The organism is Pseudomonas sp. E1BtOHC1, from assembly GCF_058744285.1.
In genome coordinates, this window is sequence record NZ_CP196023.1 from 1,637,501 (window position 1) to 1,661,848 (window position 24,348).

15 protein-coding genes, 2 tRNA genes and 3 rRNA genes (1 of these 20 running past the window's edge) are annotated in these 24,348 nt (G+C 61.6%); 16 read left to right on the forward strand and 4 right to left on the reverse strand.

Annotation, left to right across the window (positions count from 1 at the left end; translation table 11 throughout):
* The 11 genes from ACSSVC_RS07490 to yfiB all read left to right on the forward strand — a co-directional run.
* Positions 1–93 (forward strand): 16S ribosomal RNA (locus tag ACSSVC_RS07490); it begins 1,446 nt to the left of the window's first position.
* A gap of 123 nt (positions 94–216) precedes the next feature.
* Positions 217–293, forward strand: a tRNA-Ile gene (locus tag ACSSVC_RS07495).
* A gap of 10 nt (positions 294–303) precedes the next feature.
* Positions 304–379, forward strand: a tRNA-Ala gene (locus ACSSVC_RS07500).
* Positions 380–614: 235 nt separating this feature from the next.
* A 23S ribosomal RNA gene (locus ACSSVC_RS07505) occupies positions 615–3,506 on the forward strand.
* Positions 3,507–3,654: 148 nt separating this feature from the next.
* Positions 3,655–3,770 (forward strand): 5S ribosomal RNA (gene rrf, locus ACSSVC_RS07510).
* The 16S, 23S and 5S rRNA genes sit together here with 2 tRNA genes alongside, the layout of an rRNA operon.
* 164 nt (positions 3,771–3,934) lie before the next feature.
* Positions 3,935–7,387 (forward strand): exodeoxyribonuclease V subunit gamma, encoded by a 3,453-nt coding sequence (gene recC, locus ACSSVC_RS07515; RefSeq protein WP_492612125.1) that lies wholly within the window; start codon positions 3,935–3,937, stop codon positions 7,385–7,387.
* On the forward strand, positions 7,384–11,076 hold the full coding sequence (recB, locus tag ACSSVC_RS07520) for an exodeoxyribonuclease V subunit beta (protein WP_492612126.1): 3,693 nt from the start codon (positions 7,384–7,386) through the stop codon (positions 11,074–11,076). The genes recC and recB overlap by 4 nt, the downstream gene beginning before the upstream one ends.
* Positions 11,073–13,154 (forward strand): exodeoxyribonuclease V subunit alpha, encoded by a 2,082-nt coding sequence (gene recD, locus ACSSVC_RS07525; protein ID WP_404938186.1) that lies wholly within the window; start codon positions 11,073–11,075, stop codon positions 13,152–13,154. Before recB ends, recD begins: the two co-directional genes overlap by 4 nt.
* Positions 13,155–13,270: 116 nt before the next feature.
* Entirely contained in the window at positions 13,271–13,852 is a 582-nt protein-coding gene (gene yfiR / locus ACSSVC_RS07530) for a regulatory sequestration protein YfiR (protein WP_346633743.1), read from the forward strand.
* On the forward strand, positions 13,849–15,117 hold the full coding sequence (gene dgcN, locus ACSSVC_RS07535) for a diguanylate cyclase DgcN/YfiN (RefSeq protein ID WP_346633727.1): 1,269 nt from the start codon (positions 13,849–13,851) through the stop codon (positions 15,115–15,117). The genes yfiR and dgcN overlap by 4 nt, the downstream gene beginning before the upstream one ends.
* Before the next feature lie 14 nt (positions 15,118–15,131).
* Positions 15,132–15,626, forward strand: a complete 495-nt coding sequence (gene yfiB, locus ACSSVC_RS07540) for an outer membrane lipoprotein YfiB (protein ID WP_015634043.1) — start codon at positions 15,132–15,134, stop codon at positions 15,624–15,626.
* Between the two features lie 44 nt (positions 15,627–15,670).
* On the opposite strand, the gene ACSSVC_RS07545 is transcribed toward yfiB, so the two are convergent.
* Positions 15,671–16,621 carry a LysR family transcriptional regulator gene (locus tag ACSSVC_RS07545; RefSeq protein ID WP_346633726.1) on the reverse strand — a complete coding sequence of 317 codons (951 nt, stop codon included), beginning with the start codon at positions 16,619–16,621 and terminating at the stop codon, positions 15,671–15,673.
* Positions 16,622–16,769: 148 nt separating this feature from the next.
* On the opposite strand from ACSSVC_RS07545, the gene ACSSVC_RS07550 reads away from it, so the two are divergent.
* Positions 16,770–18,296 (forward strand): CoA-acylating methylmalonate-semialdehyde dehydrogenase, encoded by a 1,527-nt coding sequence (locus ACSSVC_RS07550; protein ID WP_346633725.1) that lies wholly within the window; start codon positions 16,770–16,772, stop codon positions 18,294–18,296.
* Between the two features lie 10 nt (positions 18,297–18,306).
* Positions 18,307–19,197: a 3-hydroxyisobutyrate dehydrogenase gene (gene mmsB / locus ACSSVC_RS07555; RefSeq protein ID WP_446439088.1), complete on the forward strand. Its 891-nt coding sequence runs from the start codon at positions 18,307–18,309 to the stop codon at positions 19,195–19,197.
* A 116-nt stretch (positions 19,198–19,313) separates the two neighbouring features.
* On the opposite strand, the gene ACSSVC_RS07560 is transcribed toward mmsB, so the two are convergent.
* The 3 genes from ACSSVC_RS07560 to ACSSVC_RS07570 all read right to left on the reverse strand — a co-directional run bounded on the left by ACSSVC_RS07560 (position 19,314) and on the right by ACSSVC_RS07570 (position 20,784).
* A complete protein-coding gene (locus ACSSVC_RS07560; protein ID WP_492612127.1) occupies positions 19,314–19,832 on the reverse strand; it encodes an RES family NAD+ phosphorylase in 519 nt (172 codons plus the stop codon).
* Positions 19,829–20,314 carry an Xre family toxin-antitoxin system antitoxin gene (locus ACSSVC_RS07565; protein WP_346633722.1) on the reverse strand — a complete coding sequence of 162 codons (486 nt, stop codon included), beginning with the start codon at positions 20,312–20,314 and terminating at the stop codon, positions 19,829–19,831. The genes ACSSVC_RS07560 and ACSSVC_RS07565 overlap by 4 nt, the downstream gene beginning before the upstream one ends.
* Before the next feature lie 125 nt (positions 20,315–20,439).
* A complete protein-coding gene (locus ACSSVC_RS07570) occupies positions 20,440–20,784 on the reverse strand; it encodes a cupin domain-containing protein (protein ID WP_102861021.1) in 345 nt (114 codons plus the stop codon).
* A gap of 275 nt (positions 20,785–21,059) precedes the next feature.
* On the opposite strand from ACSSVC_RS07570, the gene kynB reads away from it, so the two are divergent.
* The 3 genes from kynB (at position 21,060) to pdxR (ending at position 24,343) form a co-directional block, all read left to right on the forward strand.
* Complete coding sequence (kynB, locus tag ACSSVC_RS07575; RefSeq protein ID WP_346633721.1) at positions 21,060–21,701, forward strand: arylformamidase; 642 nt, start codon at positions 21,060–21,062, stop codon at positions 21,699–21,701.
* A gap of 105 nt (positions 21,702–21,806) precedes the next feature.
* Entirely contained in the window at positions 21,807–22,658 is an 852-nt protein-coding gene (gene kynA / locus ACSSVC_RS07580; RefSeq protein WP_123723289.1) for a tryptophan 2,3-dioxygenase, read from the forward strand.
* A gap of 185 nt (positions 22,659–22,843) precedes the next feature.
* Positions 22,844–24,343, forward strand: coding sequence for a MocR-like pyridoxine biosynthesis transcription factor PdxR (gene pdxR, locus ACSSVC_RS07585; RefSeq protein ID WP_346633720.1), 1,500 nt, complete (start codon positions 22,844–22,846; stop codon positions 24,341–24,343).
* Positions 24,344–24,348: the final 5 nt, after the last annotated feature.

The window sequence follows — 24,348 nt, forward strand, 5'->3', positions numbered from 1 at the left end:
TTCGGGAGGACGGTTACCACGGTGTGATTCATGACTGGGGTGAAGTCGTAACAAGGTAGCCGTAGGGGAACCTGCGGCTGGATCACCTCCTTAATCGACGACATCAGCTGCTCCATAAGTTCCCACACGAATTGCTTGATTCATTGAAGAAGACGATAGAAGCAGCTTTAAGCTCCAAGCTGATAGCTCCAAGCTAACAGTTACAAGCTCGAAATTGGGTCTGTAGCTCAGTTGGTTAGAGCGCACCCCTGATAAGGGTGAGGTCGGCAGTTCGAATCTGCCCAGACCCACCAATTTTGTTATGGGGCCATAGCTCAGCTGGGAGAGCGCCTGCCTTGCACGCAGGAGGTCAGCGGTTCGATCCCGCTTGGCTCCACCATAAACTGCTTCTGAAAGCTTAGAAATGAGCATTCACTTTGAATGTTGATTTCTAGTCTTTTGATTAGATCGTTCTTTAAAAATTTGGGTATGTGATAGAAAGATAGACTGAACGTTACTTTCACTGGTAACGGATCAGGCTAAGGTAAAATTTGTGAGGCTCTTAATTGAGCAGCAATTGCAAATTTTCGGCGAATGTCGTCTTCATAGTATAACCAGATTGCTTGGGGTTATATGGTCAAGTGAAGAAGCGCATACGGTGGATGCCTTGGCAGTCAGAGGCGATGAAAGACGTGGTAGCCTGCGAAAAGCTTCGGGGAGTCGGCAAACAGACTTTGATCCGGAGATGTCTGAATGGGGGAACCCAGCCATCATAAGATGGTTATCTTGTACTGAATACATAGGTGCAAGAGGCGAACCAGGGGAACTGAAACATCTAAGTACCCTGAGGAAAAGAAATCAACCGAGATTCCCTTAGTAGTGGCGAGCGAACGGGGACTAGCCCTTAAGTGGCTTTGAGATTAGCGGAACGCTCTGGAAAGTGCGGCCATAGTGGGTGATAGCCCTGTACGCGAAAATCTCTTAGTCATGAAATCGAGTAGGACGGGGCACGAGAAACCTTGTCTGAATATGGGGGGACCATCCTCCAAGGCTAAATACTACTGACTGACCGATAGTGAACTAGTACCGTGAGGGAAAGGCGAAAAGAACCCCGGAGAGGGGAGTGAAATAGATCCTGAAACCGTATGCGTACAAGCAGTGGGAGCAGACTTTGTTCTGTGACTGCGTACCTTTTGTATAATGGGTCAGCGACTTATTTTCAGTGGCGAGCTTAACCGAATAGGGGAGGCGTAGCGAAAGCGAGTCTTAATAGGGCGTCTAGTCGCTGGGAATAGACCCGAAACCGGGCGATCTATCCATGGGCAGGTTGAAGGTTAGGTAACACTGACTGGAGGACCGAACCGACTACCGTTGAAAAGTTAGCGGATGACCTGTGGATCGGAGTGAAAGGCTAATCAAGCTCGGAGATAGCTGGTTCTCCTCGAAAGCTATTTAGGTAGCGCCTCATGTATCACTGTAGGGGGTAGAGCACTGTTTCGGCTAGGGGGTCATCCCGACTTACCAAACCGATGCAAACTCCGAATACCTACAAGTGCCGAGCATGGGAGACACACGGCGGGTGCTAACGTCCGTCGTGAAAAGGGAAACAACCCAGACCGTCAGCTAAGGTCCCAAAGTTATGGTTAAGTGGGAAACGATGTGGGAAGGCTTAGACAGCTAGGAGGTTGGCTTAGAAGCAGCCACCCTTTAAAGAAAGCGTAATAGCTCACTAGTCGAGTCGGCCTGCGCGGAAGATGTAACGGGGCTCAAACCATACACCGAAGCTACGGGTATCACGTAAGTGATGCGGTAGAGGAGCGTTCTGTAAGCCTGTGAAGGTGAGTTGAGAAGCTTGCTGGAGGTATCAGAAGTGCGAATGCTGACATGAGTAACGACAATGGGTGTGAAAAACACCCACGCCGAAAGACCAAGGTTTCCTGCGCAACGTTAATCGACGCAGGGTTAGTCGGTCCCTAAGGCGAGGCTGAAAAGCGTAGTCGATGGAAAACAGGTTAATATTCCTGTACTTCTAGTTATTGCGATGGAGGGACGGAGAAGGCTAGGCCAGCTTGGCGTTGGTTGTCCAAGTTTAAGGTGGTAGGCTGGAATCTTAGGTAAATCCGGGATTCTAAGGCCGAGAGCTGATGACGAGTTACCTTTTAGGTGACGAAGTGGTTGATGCCATGCTTCCAAGAAAAGCTTCTAAGCTTCAGATAACTAGGAACCGTACCCCAAACCGACACAGGTGGTTGGGTAGAGAATACCAAGGCGCTTGAGAGAACTCGGGTGAAGGAACTAGGCAAAATGGCACCGTAACTTCGGGAGAAGGTGCGCCGGTGAGGGTGAAGGACTTGCTCCGTAAGCTCATGCCGGTCGAAGATACCAGGCCGCTGCGACTGTTTATTAAAAACACAGCACTCTGCAAACACGAAAGTGGACGTATAGGGTGTGACGCCTGCCCGGTGCCGGAAGGTTAATTGATGGGGTTAGCTAACGCGAAGCTCTTGATCGAAGCCCCGGTAAACGGCGGCCGTAACTATAACGGTCCTAAGGTAGCGAAATTCCTTGTCGGGTAAGTTCCGACCTGCACGAATGGCGTAACGATGGCGGCGCTGTCTCCACCCGAGACTCAGTGAAATTGAAATCGCTGTGAAGATGCAGTGTATCCGCGGCTAGACGGAAAGACCCCGTGAACCTTTACTATAGCTTTGCACTGGACTTTGAATTTGCTTGTGTAGGATAGGTGGGAGGCTTTGAAGCGTGAACGCCAGTTTGCGTGGAGCCATCCTTGAAATACCACCCTGGCAACTTTGAGGTTCTAACTCAGGTCCGTTATCCGGATCGAGGACAGTGTATGGTGGGTAGTTTGACTGGGGCGGTCTCCTCCTAAAGAGTAACGGAGGAGTACGAAGGTGCGCTCAGACCGGTCGGAAATCGGTCGTAGAGTATAAAGGCAAAAGCGCGCTTGACTGCGAGACAGACACGTCGAGCAGGTACGAAAGTAGGTCTTAGTGATCCGGTGGTTCTGTATGGAAGGGCCATCGCTCAACGGATAAAAGGTACTCCGGGGATAACAGGCTGATACCGCCCAAGAGTTCATATCGACGGCGGTGTTTGGCACCTCGATGTCGGCTCATCACATCCTGGGGCTGAAGCCGGTCCCAAGGGTATGGCTGTTCGCCATTTAAAGTGGTACGCGAGCTGGGTTTAGAACGTCGTGAGACAGTTCGGTCCCTATCTGCCGTGGACGTTTGAGATTTGAGAGGGGCTGCTCCTAGTACGAGAGGACCGGAGTGGACGAACCTCTGGTGTTCCGGTTGTCACGCCAGTGGCATTGCCGGGTAGCTATGTTCGGAAAAGATAACCGCTGAAAGCATCTAAGCGGGAAACTTGCCTCAAGATGAGATCTCACTGGAACCTTGAGTTCCCTAAAGGGCCGTCGAAGACTACGACGTTGATAGGTTGGGTGTGTAAGCGCTGTGAGGCGTTGAGCTAACCAATACTAATTGCCCGTGAGGCTTGACCATATAACACCCAAGCAATTTGCTTAAGAAGCGAGTTGCGGTGTGTGAAGACGAAACAAACCGAAAGTTTGCACCGCTCACAAAGCACACAAATCTATTACATACCCATTTGCTGGCACGTTGCATAAGCGACGGTCTGGCTACCGAATTTCTTGACGACCATAGAGCGTTGGAACCACCTGATCCCATCCCGAACTCAGAAGTGAAACGATGCATCGCCGATGGTAGTGTGGGGTTTCCCCATGTGAGAGTAGGTCATCGTCAAGATTAAATTCCGAAACCCCAATTGCGAAAGCAATTGGGGTTTTGTTTTTGCGCGACAGAAAAGCTGCAGCAGTTTCTCTTCCGCTGTTTGCTCGGTCCGGCTGCCACCACCCCGTGACAGTGCTAAGGTTCCGGCCTAGCTTTTTGCATTCTCCAAGGAAGCCTTTATGCCGGACGCTTCGTCCCTCAACCCTGGTTTCATGGTGGTTCACGGTAACCGCCTGGACGAGTTGCGCAGCCTGGTGGTCAGCTGGATGCGGCGTTACCCGCTGGCCCCTCTGGAAAATGAAATCGCCCTGGTGCAGAGCAATGGCATCGCCCAATGGTTGAAGTTGGCCCTGGCTGAAGATCCTGAAGAGGATGACTCCGGCGGCTGTGGCATTGCCGCCGCCATCGATGTGCAGTTGCCCGGCAGCTTCATGTGGCAACTTTATCGCCTGGTATTGGGCCGGGACGAAATCCCGCCTAAATCCCTTTTGGACAAAGCCCCGCTGACCTGGCGTCTGATGCGCCTGCTGCCAGAACTGATCGATGAGCCCCACTTCGAACCCCTGCAGCGCTTCCTGACCCACGACAGCGATTTGCGCAAACGCTACCAACTGGCAGAGCGCCTTGCCGACCTGTTCGACCAATACCAAGTCTATCGGGCCGATTGGCTTGAGGACTGGGCCGCTGGACGGCATTCACTGCGTAACGTTCGTGGCGAAGCCAAAGCCCTGACCCCGGCCAACTGCTGGCAAGCCGAACTGTGGCGAGCACTGCTTCTGGATGTGGGTACCGAAGGCATGGCCCAGAGCCGAGCCGGAGTCCACCAACGCTTTATCGAGCGGATCCATAACCTGGACCAAGCTCCCACTGGCCTACCGTCACGGGTGATCGTTTTCGGTATCTCTTCCTTGCCGGCCCAGGCCCTGGAGGCTTTGGCCGGATTGGCCCGTTTCAGTCAGGTGCTGCTCTGTGTGCACAACCCCTGTCGCCATCACTGGGCGGACATCGTTGCTGACAAAGATTTGCTGCGTCATCAGTACAAGCGCCAGGCGCGCAAAGCCGGTATGCCACTGGCCCTGGACCCGCAAACCCTGCACCAGCACGCCCATCCGCTGCTGGCCGCCTGGGGCAAGCAGGGACGTGATTACATCAACCTGCTAGACAGTTACGACGACCCGAACAGTTATCGCACGGCTTTCCGCGATGGCCGCATCGACCTGTTCAGCGACAGCCAGCCACGCACCATGCTCCAGCAACTGCAGGACGATATCCTCGAACTGCGTCCCCTCAACGAGACCCGCGAACTGTGGCCCGAAGTCGATCTCCAGCAGGACCAGTCAATCCGTTTTCACGTTGCCCACAGTGCCCAGCGCGAAGTGGAAATCCTCCACGACCAGCTCCTGGCGCGCTTCAGCGCCGAGCCCGACCTGCGACCTCGCGACGTCATCGTCATGGTCCCCGATATCGACAGCTACGCCCCGCATATCCGTGCGGTATTCGGCCAGTTGGAGCGTGATGACCGGCGTTTCATCCCCTTTACCCTCACCGACCAGGGCCAGCGCGGTCGTGACCCGTTGCTGATCGCCGTCGAACACCTGCTCAAACTCCCGGATAGTCGTTTCCCTGTCAGTGAGATTCTCGACCTGCTGGACGTCCCAGCATTGCGTGCGCGTTTTGGTGTCGATGAAGCCGACCTGCCCACCTTGCACCGCTGGATCGAAGGTGCCGGCATCCGTTGGGGCATGAACGCCGAGCAACGTGCCGAACTGGGGCTGCCCCAGGAGCTTGAGCAAAACAGCTGGCGTTTCGGCCTGCGACGAATGCTCCTGGGATACGCGGTCGGTCGTTCCGATGCCTGCGACGGCATTGAGCCTTATGACGAAATCGGCGGCCTGGATGCCGCGCTGATCGGCCCCCTGGTCGCACTGCTGGATGCTCTGCAGATTGCCTACCAGCAGCTCACCCAGCCAGCTGTGCCGGCCCAATGGGGCGAGCGTCTGCAGCACTTGCTGGAGCAGTTCTTCCTGGCCAGCACCGAACATGACGACTACCTCCTGGGCCAGCTCGAGGACCTTCGGGAAAACTGGCTGGAAACCTGCGACTCCGTCGGTCTGCAAGATGAGTTGCCCCTGACCGTGGTGCGGGAAGCCTGGCTGGCGGGCCTTGATCAGGGCCGCTTGTCCCAGCGCTTCCTTGCCGGCGCCGTGAACTTCTGCACCCTGATGCCGATGCGTGCAATCCCCTTCAAGCTGGTTTGCCTGCTGGGCATGAATGACGGTGACTACCCACGGGCGCAACCGCCCCTGGACTTCGACCTGATGGGCAGCGACTACCGCCCCGGGGACCGTTCACGACGCGAAGACGACCGCTACCTGCTGCTCGAAGCTTTGCTCTCGGCCCGGGACCAACTCTATGTCAGTTGGGTTGGCCGCAGCATCCGCGACAATAGCGAACGGCCTGCCTCTGTGCTGATCGGCCAGTTGCGCGATCATCTGGCCGGCGGCTGGCGACTGGCGGACGCGCAGCAACCCCTGCTCGATGCCCTGACCCAGGAGCACCCGCTGCAGCCCTTCAGTGCCCGCTACTTTCATGACAATGATGTCCTGTTCAGCTACGCCCGGGAGTGGCAGGTACTGCATCAGGCCCCGGCAGAAACCGCCGCCACCGAACGCCTCGAGCCTTACGTACAGGATGAACCCTTGAGCCTGGCCCAGTTGCAGGATTTTCTGCGCAACCCGGTACGGCACTTCTTCAGCCAACGGCTCAAGGTGTTTTTCGAGGCCATGGAAGCTCCCTTGGCTGACGAGGAGCCTTTTGTCCTCGACGCCCTGCAACGCTACAGCCTCAGCGACAGCTTGCTGGAGGCTGCATTGAGCGATGCCGCGCACCCGGATCAGGCCTTGCAGGCCCAGGCGCAAAGGCTGCAGGCCAGCGGTCTGTTGCCCATGGCCGGTTTCGGTGAATGCCTGCAGCGCGAACTCATGGAGCCCCTGCCGGACTTGCTGCAGCGCTACCGGCAACTGCTGGATCTATGGCCAACGCCGGTCACCAGTGCATTGCCTGTCAGCCTGGAATTGCAGGGCGTGCGCCTGGAAGGCTGGTTGAGCCACCTGCATCAACGGGCGGATGGCGGGCTATTGGCCGTGACCACCATTCCCAACGGCATAGGTTCGATCAAAACCCGCAAATGGCACCGCCTGATCAAGCCCTGGATCAACCACCTGCTGGCCTGCGCCAGCGGCTACTCCCTGACCACCGCGTTGGTGGCCAGCGATGACAGCCTGTTGCTACCGCCTTTGGAACAGGATCAGGCTCGGGCGATCCTCGGCAACCTGCTGCAGGCCTGGCAATCGGGCATGCGCCAGCCACTGCCGGTGGCCGTCAAGACCGCCTTCGCCTGGTTGGGGCAGACTGACCCGGACAAAGCCGCCGCTGCGGCCCGCAAGACCTACGATGGCGATGGCCAGAACAGTGAAGGCGAGCGTCGGGAAAGCCCGGCACTGGCTCGGCAATTCGCCGACTACAACGCCCTGATTGCCGATGAAACCTTCAGCGGCTGGGCCGAGACACTCTATCGGCCCCTGCTGGACGCTCCCTGGCGTTCGGCCCTCGGCGAGGAGGCCGGCTCATGACTCAACAAGCCCCCCTGGCCCTGGCTTTCCCGCTACGGGGCAGCCAACTGATCGAGGCCAGTGCCGGTACCGGCAAGACCTTCACCATCTCCGCGCTCTACCTGCGTCTGGTGCTGGGCCACGGCGGCGACTCCGCAGGCTTTGGTCGCCAATTGCTGCCGCCGCAGATCCTGGTGGTGACGTTCACCGATGCCGCCACCAAGGAATTGCGCGAACGCATCCGCACCCGTCTAGCGGAGGCTGCACGCTTCTTCCGTGATGAGACCAGCGCCCCCGACAGCCTGATCGTCGAGCTGCGCGAGCAATATCCCGCCGAACAATGGGCCGCCTGCGCCAACCGCCTGGACATCGCCGCGCAGTGGATGGATGAGGCCGCAGTCTCGACCATTCACAGCTGGTGCCAACGCATGCTCCGCGAGCACGCTTTCGACAGTGGCAGTCTGTTTACCCAGACCCTGGAAACCGACCACAGCGATCTGCTGGGTCAGGTGTTGCGCGATTACTGGCGGTTGTTCTGCTATCCGATGCAGGGCGATGCGCTGAACTGGGTGCGCTCCAACTGGGTCGGTCCGGCCCAATTGCTGCCTCGGGTACGCGCGATGTTCGGCAGCGAGCGTCGTGAGCCGTCGGAACAGACCCCCAGCGAATTGATCGAAGCCTGCCTGCAGGAACGCCGGGAAGCCCTGGTACAACTCAAGGCACCCTGGCGGCAATGGGCGGTGGAGTTGCGGGATATCTGCCTGCAAGGCGTTGCCAGCAAGAGCGTCGACGGCCGCAAGATGCAGGCCCGCTTCTTCGAGCCCTGGTTTGAAAAGATCATTGCCTGGGCCGAGGACGAATCCGTCGAGCAGTTGGATATTGGCACCGGCTTCACCCGCCTGACTCCAGACGGGATGAGCGAAGCCTGGAAAGGTGAAGCTCCGCAGCACCCGGGGCTCGATGCCATGGCGGGACTCAAGGCCAGCCTTGACGCCTTGCCCAGCCCCGACGCCGCAGTCTTGCAGCATGCTGCGCAGTGGGTCGGTGCGCGTTTTGAAGAAGAGAAGCGTCGCCGCGCCGAAATGGGCTTTGACGATATGTTGCTGCGTCTGGACAACGCCCTGCAAAGCGACGGTGGCGAGCGCCTGGCGACTCTGATTCGCGAGCAGTTCCCGGTGGCCCTGATCGACGAGTTCCAGGACACCGATCCGGTGCAGTACCGGATCTTCGAAAGCATCTACCGTATCGAGGCCAACGACCCCGAGACCGGGCTGTTCCTGATCGGCGACCCCAAGCAAGCGATCTATGCCTTCCGTGGCGCCGACATCTACACCTACCTGCGAGCCCGCCAGGCCACCACGGGACGCTTACATACCCTGGGCACCAACTTCCGTTCCAGCCAGGCCATGGTCAGCGCGGTCAACCATGTGTTCCTGCAAGCCGAACAGCGGCAGCAAGGGCAGGGGGCCTTCCTGTTTCGCGAAGAGGATGGCGAGAACCCGGTGCCCTTCCTGGCGGTAGCGGCTCAGGGCCGCAAGGAACGCCTGCAGGTGGATGGCCAAGCGGTACCGGCGCTGAACTTCTGGCAACTGCCCTCGGAGCAGCCGCTGTCCGGGGCCCAGTATCGCCAGCAGCAGGCCGCGGCCTGTGCCAGCGCCATTGTCGATCTGCTCAATGGCGGTCAGCAGGGCCGTAGTGGTTTTGCCCGCGCTCAGCAGGAACTCAAGGGGTTGTTGCCGGCGGATATCGCCATCCTGGTCCGCGACGGCAAGGAGGCCCAGGCGGTGCGCGGCGAACTAGCCGCCCGCGGGGTGCGCAGCGTGTATCTCTCGGACAAGGACTCGGTGTTCGCCGCCCAGGAAGCCCGGGACCTGCTGGTGTGGCTCAAGGCCTGTGCCGAGCCGGATGTGGAGCGCCCGCTGCGGGCCGCCCTGGCCTCCCTGACCCTGAACCTGTCCCTGGTGGAACTGGAGCGGCTGAACCAGGATGAACTGGCCTGGGAAGCCCGAGTCATGCAGTTCCGCGGATACCGGACGATCTGGCGCAGCCAGGGCGTGCTGCCGATGCTCCGACGCTTGCTCCATGACTTCCAGCTACCCCAGGCGCTGATGGCCCGCAGCGACGGCGAGCGGGTGCTGACCAACCTTCTGCACCTGTCTGAGTTGTTGCAGCAGAACGCTGCGGAACTGGACGGTGAACAGGCGCTGATTCGCCATCTGGCCGAGCATCTGGCGCTGTCCGGGCAGGCCGGTGAAGAGCAGATCCTACGCCTGGAAAGCGACGAGCAACTGGTCAAGGTGGTGACCATCCACAAGTCCAAGGGCCTGGAATACCCCTTGGTGTTCCTGCCCTTCATCTGCTCCACCAAACCGGTGGATGGCAGTCGTCTGCCGCTGCATTACCACGATGCAGCCGGCAAGGCCCAGGTCAGTTTGCGACCGACACCGGAGCTGATCGCCCAGGCCGACGAGGAGCGCCTGGCGGAGGATCTGCGTCTGCTCTACGTGGCCCTGACCCGGGCCCAGCATGCCTGCTGGCTGGGAGTGGCCGACCTCAAGCGCGGCAACCACAGCAGCTCGGTGCTGCACTTGTCGGCCCTGGGCTACCTGCTTGGCGGCGGTGCTCTGTTGGGCGAGTCCAAGGGATTGCTGCGCTGGCTCCTGGACTTGCAGCAAGGCTGTGAGGCCATCGGTGTCAGCGAGCTGCCTGCGGCCGATGACCAGTGCTTCTACCCGCCGCGCAATGACGCCAGCCTGCTGGCCCCGCTGCAGCCGATTCGACGCGCGGCGGAGAACTGGTGGATCGCCTCCTACAGTGCCTTGCGCATCAGCGACACCTTGGGCGCCGGCAACACCGAAGCGCCGGAAAATCCCCAGGCACAGAAGCTCTTCGACGATGAGCGGCTGGACCCCGAGGCCCCTCGGGAAGTAGCCGCCAGTGGTGGCGATATTCACCGTTTTCCCCGGGGCCCGAATCCCGGCACCTTCCTCCACGGTCTGCTGGAATGGGCCGGGGAGGAGGGCTTTGCCGCCGCCCCTGAGGTGATCGAGGATGCCATCGCCCGCCGTTGCAATCGGCGCGGCTGGCAAGGCTGGATTCCGACCCTCAGCGATTGGTTGCAGCACTTGTTGCAGGCATCCCTGCCGGTGGGGGACGGGCAACCGCCAGTGGTGCTGGGGCGACTGACCCAGTACCGGGTCGAAATGGAGTTCTGGTTTGCCAGCCACAAGGTCGACGTGCTCAAGCTCGACGAGCAGGTGCGCCAGCAGACTCACCAGGGCGCGCCTCGAGTCACCGCCGAGCCGGTGCTGCTCAATGGCATGTTCAAGGGCTTCATCGACCTGACATTCGAACATCAGGGCCGCTATTACGTGGCCGACTACAAATCCAACTGGCTGGGCGTGGACGACGCGGCCTACACCGAGCAGGCCATGGAACAATCGATTCTCGACAACCGCTACGACCTGCAATACGTGCTCTACCTGCTGGCGCTGCACCGGCAGTTGAAGGCCAGGCTGGCGGACTACGATTACGATCGGCACATCGGCGGCGCCTTGTATCTGTTTTTGCGCGGCAGCCGCTCCGCGAGCCAGGGCGCTTACTTTGCCCGGCCGCCACGGCAGTTGATCGAACGTCTCGACCGCATGTTCCAGGGCCAGTCCGAGCCGCCCAAGACCGAGCCCGCCTGGGAACAGGGAGTGCTGTTATGACCCAGGATCTGTTTGCCGAGTTGGCCGAGCCGCCAGCGCCCCAGTTTGACCTGGCGCCCCTGTCTCGCGCCGAAGACCTGCTGTTGTTGCTTGAGCGTTGGGTCGAACGCGGCTGGCTGCGGGCCCTGGACAAGGCCTTCGTCGGCTTCCTCCATGAGCTGGACCCCGGCTGCGATCCGTTGGTGCTCATGGCCGCGGCTCTGACCAGTCACCAGTTGGGTCATGGGCACGTCTGCCTGGACCTGTTCGAAACCCTCAAGGAGCCGGATTTCGCTCTGTCGCTGCCGCCGGAAGGGGATTCGCAAGGCGGTGCCACGGTGCTGCCTTCCCAGGTGTTGGCGAATCTGGAGGGGGCTCACTGGTGCAAGGTCCTGGCCGGCAGCCGGCTGGTGGCCCTGTCGGCGGATCACGGCGAGGCATCCCAGCAGCGGCCGTTGGTGCTGTCCGGAAAACGCCTGTACCTGCGGCGTTACTGGGCCTATGAACGGCGGATCGACAACGCCCTGCGCCAGCGCCTGGCGTCGACGGAGGCGACTCCGGAGAATCTGGCCCAACGCCTGGACGGGCTATTTGGCCCGGCCAAGGCTGCCGGGCCCATCGATTGGCAGAAACTCGCCTGCGCGCTGGCTACCCGAGGCGCCTTCAGCATCATCACCGGTGGCCCCGGCACTGGCAAAACCACCACCGTGGTGCGTCTGCTGGCATTGCTCCAGGCTCCGGCGGTGGAGGCGCGCAAACCCTTGCGCATTCGTCTGGCGGCGCCCACTGGCAAGGCCGCGGCCCGCCTCACCGAGTCCATCAGCCTGCAAGTGCGGTCCCTGGCAGTCGCCGACGAGGTACGGGAAAAGATCCCCAGCGAAGTGACCACGGTGCACCGCTTGCTGGGCAATCGCCCGGGCACCCGGCATTTCCGCCACCACGCCGGCAACCGCCTGCCCCTGGATGTACTGGTGGTGGACGAAGCCTCGATGATCGACCTGGAAATGATGGCCAATCTGCTGGACGCCTTGCCCATTCATGCACGCCTGGTGTTGCTGGGAGACAAGGATCAACTGGCCTCGGTGGAGGCGGGTGCGGTGCTCGGTGACCTGTGTCGTGATGCCGAGGCCGGCTGGTACAACCCGCAGACTCGCGCCTGGCTGGAAGCGGTCAGCGCGGAGAACCTTGGCGCCAGTGGCTTGCAGGAAGACACCGGGCATCAGCATCCCCTGGCGCAGCAGGTGGTGATGCTGCGCCACTCCCGGCGCTTTGGCGAAGGCAGTGGCATTGGCCAGCTGGCGCGCTGGGTCAATCAACAGCAGGCCGAGGAGGCGCGGCGCCTGCTGGCGGCTCGCAGCCATGCGGACTTGTACGGCCTGAGCCTCAAGGGCGAGCAGGACCGGGCCCTTGAGCGGCTATTGCTGGAGGGCCACGGCGAGGGGCCACAAGGCTATCGGCATTACCTGAATGTGCTGCGCAGCCAGCGTCCGCCCGCGGACACCGTCCTGGAAGACCGCCGCTGGACCGATTGGGCGCGCAACGTCCTCCAGGCCTTCGACCGCTTCCAGTTGCTCTGTGCGGTGCGCAAGGGGCCGTGGGGCGTCGAAGGACTGAACCTGCGGGTCACTCAGGCGTTGTTCAAGGCTCGCCTGATCGACAGCGACCAGCAATGGTACGAAGGTCGTCCGGTGCTGATGACCCGTAACGACTATGGCCTGGGCCTGATGAATGGCGATATCGGCATCGCCCTCAAGCTGCCGGAACATGAGGGGCCGCAAGCCGGGCGTCAGGTGCTGCGGGTGGCCTTCCCGCGCAACGATGGCCAGGGCGGGGTACGCCTGGTGCTGCCGAGTCGACTCAATGATGTGGAAACTGTCTACGCCATGACCGTGCACAAGTCCCAGGGCTCGGAGTTCGCTCATACTGCGCTGATTCTGCCCGATGCCCTGAACCCGGTGCTGACCAAGGAACTGATCTATACAGGTATCACCCGGGCCAAGGATTGGTTCAGCCTGATCGAGCCTCGGGCCGGGGTGTTTGAAGAGGCGGTGCGGCGTAAGGTCAAGCGTCTTAGCGGGTTGATGCTGGAGTTGGACTGAGGCCTATGTCCCGCTCCAGTACCCAGCTCCGTTTCGGGGCGCTGGGCTCGCTGCATTTTCCCGGGCTGTGCTATCGTTGCGGCATCATTTCCGTGAAATTCAAAGAGAATCCCTGCATGGACGTGGCTGTCTTCAGGACAGAGCGCATTTTGGGGTGGAGGCAGTGTGTACTGTCGACCATTCTTTGCCTGTTCAGTCTGCTTGCCATTGCGCAGCCAGAATCGTCAGCCTCCACCAGCCTGGCTGAACAGCGGGCCAAGGCGGTGACGCAAGTAGTGCTGGGCATCCTCAGCTACGCTCGCTGGCCGGTGGAACCTGCAGAACTGCGCCTGTGCGTGGTGGGCCCGACCGAATACACCGACGATCTGCTCAAGGGCACCACCCAGGCTACCGGCCGTCCGGTGCTGGTGCGCCGCCTGTTGGCCAGCAGCCCGGCAATCGTCAGTGAGTGCGACTCGATCTATGTCGGCAAACTGAGCAATGATGAACGCACCCGCCTGTTCAATTCGCTGACCGGCCAACCCGTGCTGAGCATCAGCGAGGGCGGCGATCAGTGCACCGTGGGCAGCCTGTTCTGCCTGCGGGTCAGCGACAACCAGGTGTCGTTCGAGGTCAACCTGGATTCAGTGGCCCGCAGCGGGGTGAAGATTCATCCCAGCGTGCTGCAACTGTCGCGTCGTCGCCCGGCGGCCCCATGAGTTGGTTCAAGCCCAACGCCCGCCCCACCCTGCGGTCGGTCATAGGTCGCGGCCACCTGATCGTCGCCCTGCTGGCGATTTCCATGGCCAGCCTGTCCCTGACCTTCCTCGGAGTCCTGGCACTGCGGGTTTATGCCGATCACAACCTGCACCTGATTGCCCGGTCCATCAGCTACACCGTGGAAGCTGCCGTGGTGTTCAACGACAGTGTGGTGGCCACCGAGGCGCTGGCCCTGATTGCCTCAACCGAAGAGGTGGCCGATGCCAAGGTCTATGACAGCCAGGGCCGTCTGCTGGCCAGTTGGCAACGTCCGCAAAGCGGTCTGCTGACCAATCTGGAAATGCACGTTGCCAGTGCGATCCTGGAAAAGCCCATCAGCTTGCCGATCCTTCATCAGAACCGGGAGGTGGGCAGCGTCAATGTCACCGGCCATGGCGGCAGCCTGCTGCGCTTTCTGCTCAGTGGTCTGGTGGGCATCGTGTTGTGCACCGCCTTGAGTGCCTGGATGTCGCTGTACCTGGCACGCCGGCAACTGCGAGGGATCACCGGGCCCTTGCGCAGTCTGGCGGAAGTGGCTCACGCGGCCCGGCGCGAGCGGGCCTTCGATCAGCGGGTGCCGCCTGCGGAAATCGCCGAACTGGACAACCTCGGCAACGACTTCAATGCCCTGCTCGATGAACTGGAAGCCTGGCAGACCCACCTGCAAAGCGAGAATGAAACCCTGGCTCACCAGGCCAGTCACGACAGTCTGACTGGCTTGCCCAACCGAGCGTTTTTCGAGGGCCGGCTGATTCGTGCTCTGCGCAGTGCCAACAAGCTCAACGAGCGTATGGCGGTGCTGTTTCTCGACAGCGACCGGTTCAAGGAAATCAACGACAACTTCGGTCACGCTGCCGGCGATGCGGTGCTGGTGGCGGTGGCCACGCGAATTCGTGCGCAGCTACGCGAAGACGATCTGGTGGCCCGTCTGGGTGGCGACGAATTCGCCGTGCTGCTCAGCCCGCTGCACCGGCTTGAAGATGCCCAACGCATCGCTGACAAAATCATCCACAGCATGGACGTGCCGATTCAATTGCCTGGCAACTTGTCGATCATGACGTCGCTGAGCATCGGCATTGCCGTGTACCCGGATCATGGCGTGACTCCCGGCAGCCTGTTGAACGCTGCCGATGAAGCCATGTACCAAGCCAAGCGCGGTTCGCGAGGCGGGCAACACACAGTGGGGGCGGAGCTCCCTATCGTTCAGGTACAAAACAGGAGCTAATTCCCTTGTTCTCAATGACGCAACGTTCGGTTCGACTGTTCAGCACCCTGGTATTCATGGCCCTGCTGGCCCTGGCGGGCTGCCAGAGTGTGCCGCCCAAAGGTCTGACCCCGAAACAGATCGCGGTACTGAAACAGGAGGGCTTCGAACTGACGGATGAAGGCTGGGCCTTCGGCCTGTCCGGCAAGGTGCTGTTTGGCAGTGATGTGGAAACCTTGAACCAGGCCAGCACCGAGATCGTCCAGCGCATCGGCAAGGCGCTGCTCAGCGTCGATATCCAGAAGGTCCGGGTCGATGGCCACACCGACGCTTCGGGCAAGGAAGCCTACAACGTGCAGCTGTCCGTGCGCCGGGCCAAGAGCGTGGTCAAGGTGCTGACCCAGGTCGGCATGCGTGAAGAAAACATCCAGTTGCGCGGTCTTGGCAGCAGTGAGCCAGTGGCCTCCAACAGCACCGTGGCCGGACGCACCGAGAACCGTCGGGTGTCGATCGTGGTGATCGCCGACTGATCGGCGACCCACATCGTTGCGGTTGTCGTTGCGGCCGTTAAGGATCAGGGGGTGGCGAACAGCATGCTGCGACTGTCCCCCATCAGCAGCGGCCGATTCTGCTCGGTCACCTCGCGGATGTAATCCCACAACAGGGTGATCCGCTTGAGCTTGCGCAGATCCTCCCGGCAGTACATCCAGAATTGCCGGGTCAGGTTGATCTCCTTGGGTAGCACCGGCAGCAGGCGCGGGTCCTGGGCGGCCAGGAAGCACGGCAGGATCGCCAGGGAGCGGCCCTGCTGCGCCGCCACGTACTGGGCAATGACGCTGGTGCTGCGCAGGTTAGCGCTGGCCCCGGGCACTACATTGGCCAGGTACAGCAGCTCGGAACTGAAGGCCAGGTCATCCACATAGCTGATGAATTGATGCTCGCTCAGGTCGCCGGGGCGGCGGATCGGCGGGTGGCGGTCGAGGTATTCCTGGGTGGCGTACAGCTGCAGGCGGTAGTCGCACAGCTTGCAGCACACGTAGGGCCCGTGCTCCGGGCGTTCCAGGGCAATGACGATGTCCGCCTCGCGCTTGGACAGGCTGATGAAGTGCGGCAGCGGCAGGATGTCCACCGAGATCGCCGGGTAGGCATCGAGGAAATGGCTCAGCTGCGGGGTGATGAAGAAGCTGCCGAAGCCTTCGGTACAGCCCATGCGCACATGCCCGGACAACGCCACGCCTGAGCCCGAGACCTGCTCGCACGCCATATGCAGGGTGCTTTCGATGGACTCCGCATAACCCAGCAGGCGCTGGCCCTCGGCGGTCAGAACAAAGCCGTTGGTGCGAGACTTTTCAAACAGCAGGGTGCCCAGGGCAGTTTCCAGCGAACCGATGCGCCGCGACACCGTGGTGTAGTCCACCGCCAGGCGTTTGGCCGCGCTGCTGGCCTTGCGGGTGCGCGCCACTTCGAGGAAAAACTTCAGGTCGTCCCAGTTCAGGGTGCTTAGCGAGGTGATGTTTTTTTGCATGATGGACCGGTTTTTATGTGCGTTCTTATTAGGTATTTGCACATCTATACTCCAAAAACCGTCCGACACCAACTCGCGACAGCCCCTCTTTCAAGGCGCTTGCCCGCCTTGGTTCCCTGCATAAGAACTCAAGAAGTCAGGAGACCCCATGAACGCATCCCTCAAGCCCGACGGCACTACCCTGCAACAGGTCAAACTGCTGATCGATGGTGAATGGGTCCAGTCCCAGAGCCAGGAATGGCACGACATCGTCAACCCGGCGACCCAGGAAGTGCTGGCCAAGGTGCCCTTTGCCACTACCGCTGAAGTCGACGCCGCGATCGCCGCGGCCCAGCGTGCCTTCCAGACCTGGAAACTGACCCCGATCGGCGCGCGGATGCGCATCATGCTCAAGCTCCAGGCCCTGATTCGCGAGCATTCCAAACGCATCGCCGTGGTCCTCAGCGCCGAGCAGGGCAAGACCATCGCCGACGCCGAGGGCGACATCTTCCGCGGCCTGGAAGTGGTGGAGCATGCCTGCTCCATCGGCACCCTGCAGATGGGCGAGTTCGCCGAGAACGTCGCCGGCGGCGTGGACACCTACACCCTGCGCCAGCCGATCGGCGTGTGCGCCGGGATCACCCCCTTCAACTTCCCGGCGATGATTCCGCTGTGGATGTTCCCGATGGCCATTGCCTGCGGCAACACCTTCGTCCTCAAGCCTTCCGAGCAGGACCCGCTGTCCACCATGTTGCTGGTGGAGCTGGCAGTGGAAGCTGGGGTGCCGGCCGGTGTGCTCAACGTGGTGCACGGCGGCAAGGAAGTGGTGGATGCGCTGTGCACCCATAAGGACATCAAGGCCGTGTCCTTCGTCGGTTCGACCGCGGTTGGCACCCATGTCTATGACCTGGCGGGCAAGCACGGCAAGCGCGTGCAATCGATGATGGGCGCCAAGAACCACGCCGTGGTGCTGCCCGACGCCAACCGCGAACAGACCCTCAATGCCCTGGTGGGCGCCGGCTTCGGCGCTGCCGGTCAGCGGTGCATGGCCACCTCGGTGGTGGTGCTGGTGGGCGCCGCGAAACAATGGCTGCCGGACCTCAAGGCCCTGGCGCAGAAACTCAAGGTCAACGCCGGCAGCGAGCCGGGCACCGATGTGGGGCCGGTGGTCTCCAAGCGCGCCAAGGCGCGGATTCTGGAGCTGATCGAAAGCGGCGTGAAAGAAGGCGCCAAGCTGGAGCTCGATGGCCGCGGCATCCAGGTCCCGGGCTACGAACAAGGCAACTTCATCGGCCCGACCCTGTTCTCCGGGGTGACCCCCTCTATGCAGATCTACACCCAGGAAATCTTCGGCCCGGTGCTGGTGGTGCTGGAGGTGGACACCCTGGATCAGGCTATCGCCCTGGTCAACGCCAACCCCTTCGGCAACGGCACCGGCCTGTTCACCCAGAGCGGCGCGGCGGCGCGCAAGTTCCAGAGTGAAATCGACGTCGGCCAGGTGGGTATCAACATTCCGATTCCGGTGCCGGTGCCGTTCTTCAGCTTCACGGGCTCCCGTGGCTCCAAGCTCGGTGACCTGGGCCCCTACGGCAAGCAAGTGGTGCAGTTCTACACTCAGACCAAGACCGTCACCAGCCGCTGGTTCGACGATGACAGCGTCAACGACGGTGTGAATACCACCATCAGCCTGCGTTGAGGAGCCTGACATGAACATTGCATTTATCGGCCTGGGCAACATGGGCGCGCCCATGGCCCGCAACTTGATCAAGGCCGGGCATCAGCTGAACCTGTTCGACCTCAACCAGAGCGTGTTGGCGGAGTTGGCGCAGCTGGGCGGGCACGTCGCTGCCTCGCCCAAGGCGGCTGCCGAAGGTGCCGAACTGGTGATCACCATGCTCCCGGCTGCGGCCCATGTGCGCAGTGTGTGGCTGGGTGAAGACGGGGTGTTGGCGGGGATTGGCCGCGGTGTCCCGGCGGTGGATTGCAGCACCATCGACCCGCAAACCGCTCGCGAAGTGGCCGCCGCAGCTGCCAAGCACGGCGTGGCCATGGCTGATGCGCCGGTGTCCGGCGGCACCGGTGGTGCACAGGCCGGGACCCTGACCTTCATGGTCGGCGCCAGTGCCGAGCTGTTCTCCACCCTGCAACCAGTACTGGCGCAGATGGGGCGCAACATCGTGCATTGCGGCGAAGTGGGCACCGGGCAGATCGCCAAGATCTGCAACAACCTGCTGCTGGGGATCTCGATGATCGGCGTCAGCGAAGCCATGGCCCTGGGGGATGCGCTGGGCATCGACACCCAAGTGCTGGCGGGGATCATCAACAGCTCCACCGGTCGTTGCTGGAGTTCCGATACCTACAACCCGTGGCCGGGAGTGATTGAAACCGCTCCGGCATCCCGCGGCTACACCGGCGGCTTTGGTGCCGAGCTGATGCTCAAGGACCTGGGGTTGGCCACCGAGGCCGCCCGTCAGGCTCACCAGCCCGTGGTGCTGGGTGCCGTGGCCCAGCAGCTGTATCAGGCCATGAGCCAGCGTGGGGAAGGCGGCAAGGACTTCTCGGCCATCGTCAACAGCTACCGCAAGCCGCAATCGTAAACCGACGGGGGCGAGCGCCCCCGCCTCGATGCTTGCATCAACTCTTCGAACACAGCCCCTTCAACAGGGGCATTTGCGGGAATCTGCGTCGGGCAGGTTCCCGCTTTTTTGTGGGTTCAGTTCGGGCGATTGGCAGCGGTTTGCGGGGGAGGGTTGAGACGGGTGTCGAGGCCGAAGCGCTCCTGGATCACCACCTGATACAGCCCTTTGGCCAGCAACGGATTGATCAAGATGTTCCAACTGTGCCGGGACACCGATGAGGGCACCAGCACGAAGGGGTGATCCGCCAGCAACTGGTCGGCGAATTTCTGCTGGCCGGCACTGGGGATGCCCGGGATCAGCCAGTTGGGATTGGGCAGACTGCGTTCATCCACGCGATAGATAGCCGACGGGTCCTGGATCAGGGCGCCGGTGAGGACATGGGGCACGTTATCGAGTGCGGCAAAGCCCTTGTGCACCGCCACTTCCAGAATCGCCGTGGCGGGGTCGGCGCTGCCATACACGGCCTTGACCCCTTTGGAGTTCCAGCGACCGCCGCACAGCTCGGCACCGATGCCACTGTCCCAGCTGTCGGCGTGCCGGGCGGCGTCCAGTCGCCAGAAATGAATCTCGCTGCTGCCCGGAATACTGATCACTGATAGACCCCGTATTCCAGGCGGGTGAGGAACTCGTCCACCAGTTCGAAGCCTATGGGGTTGGTCAGCAGATCCACCGGTTTATGGCCGTCGAGGCCCATCACCGGCTTGGCCATCCAGTCCTGTGCCTCTTCACTGCTGCCGAAGACGTCCTGGGCCTTGGCCAGCACCTGGGCAAAACGTACCGCGCGGGCACTCTGCTCCGGGTTCAGGGGTTCGTCCGGGGTTTTCAGGCGCCGATGCAGGGTGCGTTCGGAGAGGCCGATGATCTTGGCCAGCACCTGTTCGTCCTTGAGCATGGGCACCGAGGAGACGAACTTGATGATCGCCGTCAGGGGGATGCCTTCTTCGGTCAGGCGATAGATCGAAATGCGGTCGTCAAACCGTGCCCGGCCACCCAGGAGGATGTCCGAAGACTGTTCTTTCAATACCAGTTTGCCCCGCCGCTTGGGGGGGATGCCGGTGCCTGTCAGCGCAACCATGGGTGCTGCTCCTGCCTTTGCCATTTGGCAGTGATTATATAGACATTTGGCGGGGTGCGTTGAGTTGAGTGGCAATGCCGGAAGGGGAGCCCGAGTCGAGCGGGCTCCCGGTGAGTGTGCGGGGTTCAGGCAAACACGAAGTACTTGCGCACGGTTTCCACCACTTCCCAGGTGCCTTTCATCCCGGGTTCCACTACGAAGATATCGCCGGCACGCAAGTGGATGGGATCGCGGCCATCCGGGGTGATCACGCAGTACCCTTCCTGGAAATGGCAGTACTCCCACTTCTCATAGGCCACCCGCCACTTGCCCGGGGTGCAGATCCAGGTGCCCATGATCTTGCTGCCGTCCTCGCTGGTGTAGGCGTTGAGGTTGACGGTGTGGGGATCGCCCTCGAGTTTTTCCCATTTGCAGGCGTCGAGGACGGGCAGCGGATGGGTATCGCGCAGAACGGTAATGGGTTGCGACATGCTGTGCTCCTAGCGGGCAGAGAACTGAAGACGCACCCTATAGCGCCAGACGTTCAGGGGGATGTCTGTTCTCGACCTCGGGGTATCCAGAAGCGCAATGCGAGGGCCGCTATCGGTTGCGGATAACGGGCGGCTGACGGTTGAAACATTCCCTCGACAAAGGGCGGTTTTTTAGCAGGATTTGCGAAATATCTGACGATGCCCGAGTTATTTCGCAAGAATCTTTACCGGTATCGCTCGTATCATTCAGTCCGGAGTGACCGAGAGCCGCACGAATGGAAAATACACCACGCTGGTGGGATATCAGCCCGCCTTTGAGTACCGCGACCCCGACCTGGCCGGGGGACACGCCGTTCCAGGAGGAGCGCGTCTGGCAGTTCGGGCCCGAGTGCCCGGTGAATGTCGGGCGGGTGACCCTGTCGCCCCACACCGGCGCCCATGTCGATGCGCCCCTGCATTACCGGCCGGATGGCCTGCCCATCGGCGAAGTGCCGCTGGATGTCTACATGGGCCCGTGCCGGGTCCTGCATTGCCTGGACAGTGGCGCCCTGGTGCAGCCCGAAGCCTTGCTCGGGCGCCTGGACAACCTGCCTGCGCGAGTGTTGCTGCGCACTTATCCACAGGCTCCGCTGAGTGCCTGGGACCCGGACTTTACCGCCGTTGCTCCAGCCACTGTCGAGCTGCTGGCCAGCCTCGGCGTGCGCCTGATCGGCATCGATACCCCGTCCCTCGATCCCCAGCAATCCAAGACCATGGATGCCCACAACACCGTGGCCCGCCATGGCATGGCGATCCTCGAGGGCGTGGTGCTGGATGAGGTTGCCGAAGGCGACTACGAACTGATTGCCCTGCCACTGCGCTTCGCCCATCTGGACGCCAGTCCGGTACGGGCGATCCTGCGTCCCCTGGCCGATTGATTCCTACAATAAATACACAGCTGGCCGTCCGCGCCGTTGTGCATCCCGCCCCGGGTTGCACAGCCTGCGGGTGGTAACCGCTGCCTGAGGCGAGGAGCCCACGCCATGAGCCAATGTCCTTTTTCAAGCAACCCACCGGATGAATGGCATAACGCCGAGCTGAATTTCTCCGATTCCATGAGCTACGGCGACTACCTGGATCTGGGGCGCATCCTCAGCGCCCAGCATCCGCTGTCGCCGGACCACAACGAGATGCTCTTCATCATCCAGCACCAGACCTCGGAGCTGTGGATGAAGCTGATGCTGCACGAGCTCAAGGCCGCCCGCGAGCAGGTGCGCCAGGGCCAGTTGCCCCCGGCGTTCAAGATGCTGGCGCGGGTCTCGCGGATCTTCGACCAACTGGTGCATGCCTGGGCGGTGCTGGCCACCATGACGCCGTCCGAGTACAAGTCGATCCGCCCGTACCTGGGCCAGTCCTCGGGTTTCCAGTCGTTCCAGTATCGGGAAATCGAATTCATCCTCGGCAACAAGAGCGCGGCGCTGCTGCGGCCCCACGCCCACCGTCCCGAGCTGCTGCAATCCCTGGAAGCGTCGATTGCCACTCCGTCCATGTATGACGAAGCGATTGCCCTGATGGCCCGCAGCGGCTTGAGCATCGACCCGGCGCGCCTGGCGCTGAACAGCACCACCACGACTCAGCATGACCCTTCGGTGGAAGCGGCCTGGCGCGAGGTCTACGCCAACCCTTCAGCCTATTGGGACCTGTATCAGTTGGCGGAAAAGTTCATCGACCTGGAGGATTCCTTCCGCCAGTGGCGCTTCCGTCACGTGACCACCGTGGAGCGCATCATCGGCTTCCAGCCCGGCACCGGCGGCACCGAAGGCGTGGGCTACCTGCGCAAGATGCTCGACACCGTGCTGTTCCCCGAACTGTGGCGGGTTCGATCCTCGCTCTGATCGTTCTGTTCACTTAAGCCAAAACGGCGCGCCCTCACCTGGGGACGCGCCGTTTTTGTTGGGCTTGCCTATTGCCACATTCTTCGTTCGCCGGTGGCGAAGGTTGCAGCGGCTGACACGAGAGTCGTTGTACCGATAAAGTGGCCGCCATTTATGCGCCACTTTCATCTGACCAGGCAGACCACATGTCCCGAACCTTCGAGCTTGAAACCCTGAAGATGCGGCTCAGCGACCCTGAGTTCGCGCCCCTGGACCTGCACCAGCGCATTCAGCGGGCCTTGCGTGGCCTGATCCTCGACGGCGCCCTGGGCCCCGGGTTGAAACTGCCGGCCAGTCGGGCCCTGGCCAAGTCGCTGGCGGTATCCCGGGACACCGTGGAGAACGCCTATGTGCAGTTGCAGCGCGACGGTTTTATCCAGCGTCGCGAAGGCTCGGGGAGTTATGTCTGTGAAACCATCGGTGCTCAGTTGCGCGGCTCGGCCCGCCGCCGCCAGCAGTTGCAGGGGCCGCCGGGGCACAGCCCAGAGCCTGGGGCGGGCTTGAGCCGGCGCGGCGCGCTGCTGTTGCAAAGGGGCGGCGTCAGCGATCAGCAGGCCGTCACCGCCTTTGCTACCGGACTGCCGGAAACCCGCAGCTTCCCGCTGGACGTCTGGGAACGCCTGCAACGCCAGGCGTTGAAGGATTACCGCGCCAATGTACTGCTGCATGGCGATCCCCAGGGCGCACTCCCCCTGCGCAAGGCCATTGCCGCCTACCTGAACCTGGAACGCGGAGCCAAGGTGCAGCCCGAGCAGATCCTGGTGCTGAGCAGTACCCGCCAGGCGCTCTTTCTGTGCGCGCAACTGCTGGTGGACGCTGGCAAGCCGATCCTGCTGGAGAACCCGGGCTACTTCGGCGCACGCAAGGCATTCGAGGCCGCCGAGGCGCGGATCGTGCCCATTGATGTCGACAGCCAGGGCATTCGTACCGACTTGCTGCGGGCCGACCGCAGTGGCGCCCGCTGTGTCTATGTGACGCCGTCCCATCAGTACCCCACGGGCGCCACCTTGTCCCTGGAGCGTCGCCTGGAACTGACCCGTTGGGCCGCCGAGCAGGAGAAATGGATCATCGAGGACGATTACGACAGCGAGTTCCACTACGACGGTTTACCCACCGCCTGTGTCCAGGGCCTGGACCCGTATCAGCGCACCCTCTACATCGGCACCTTCAGCAAGACCCTCTACCCGGGCCTGCGCATGGGTTACATGGCCTTGCCCAGCGAGCTGGTGAGCGCCTTCAGTGCTGCCCGCAGCATCATCGACGGGCACACGCCGCAGATCCTCCAGCTGACCCTGGCGCGGTTCATGGAAGAGGGGCACTACAACGCCCATGTGCGGGCCATGCGCAAGCTGTACGCCGGACGTCGGCAAGCCATGCTCGATGCCATCGGGCGGCATTTGCAGGGCATTGCCGTGGCCTTGCCGCCACCGGGCGGGTTGCAGATTCCTTGCCTGCTGGAGCCCGGCTGGAGCGAAGCGTTGACCCAGCAACGAGCCGCCAGGGCCGGTATCCAGTTGCCGGGGCTCAGCCGGCTCTATGCCGGTGAGCAGAAGCAGCAAGGCTGGTTGTTGGGCTACGCCTCGTTGAGTGGCCATGAGATCGAAGCGACCATGGCGCGCCTGGCCCAGGCCCTGAGAAAGGCCTAGTCAGA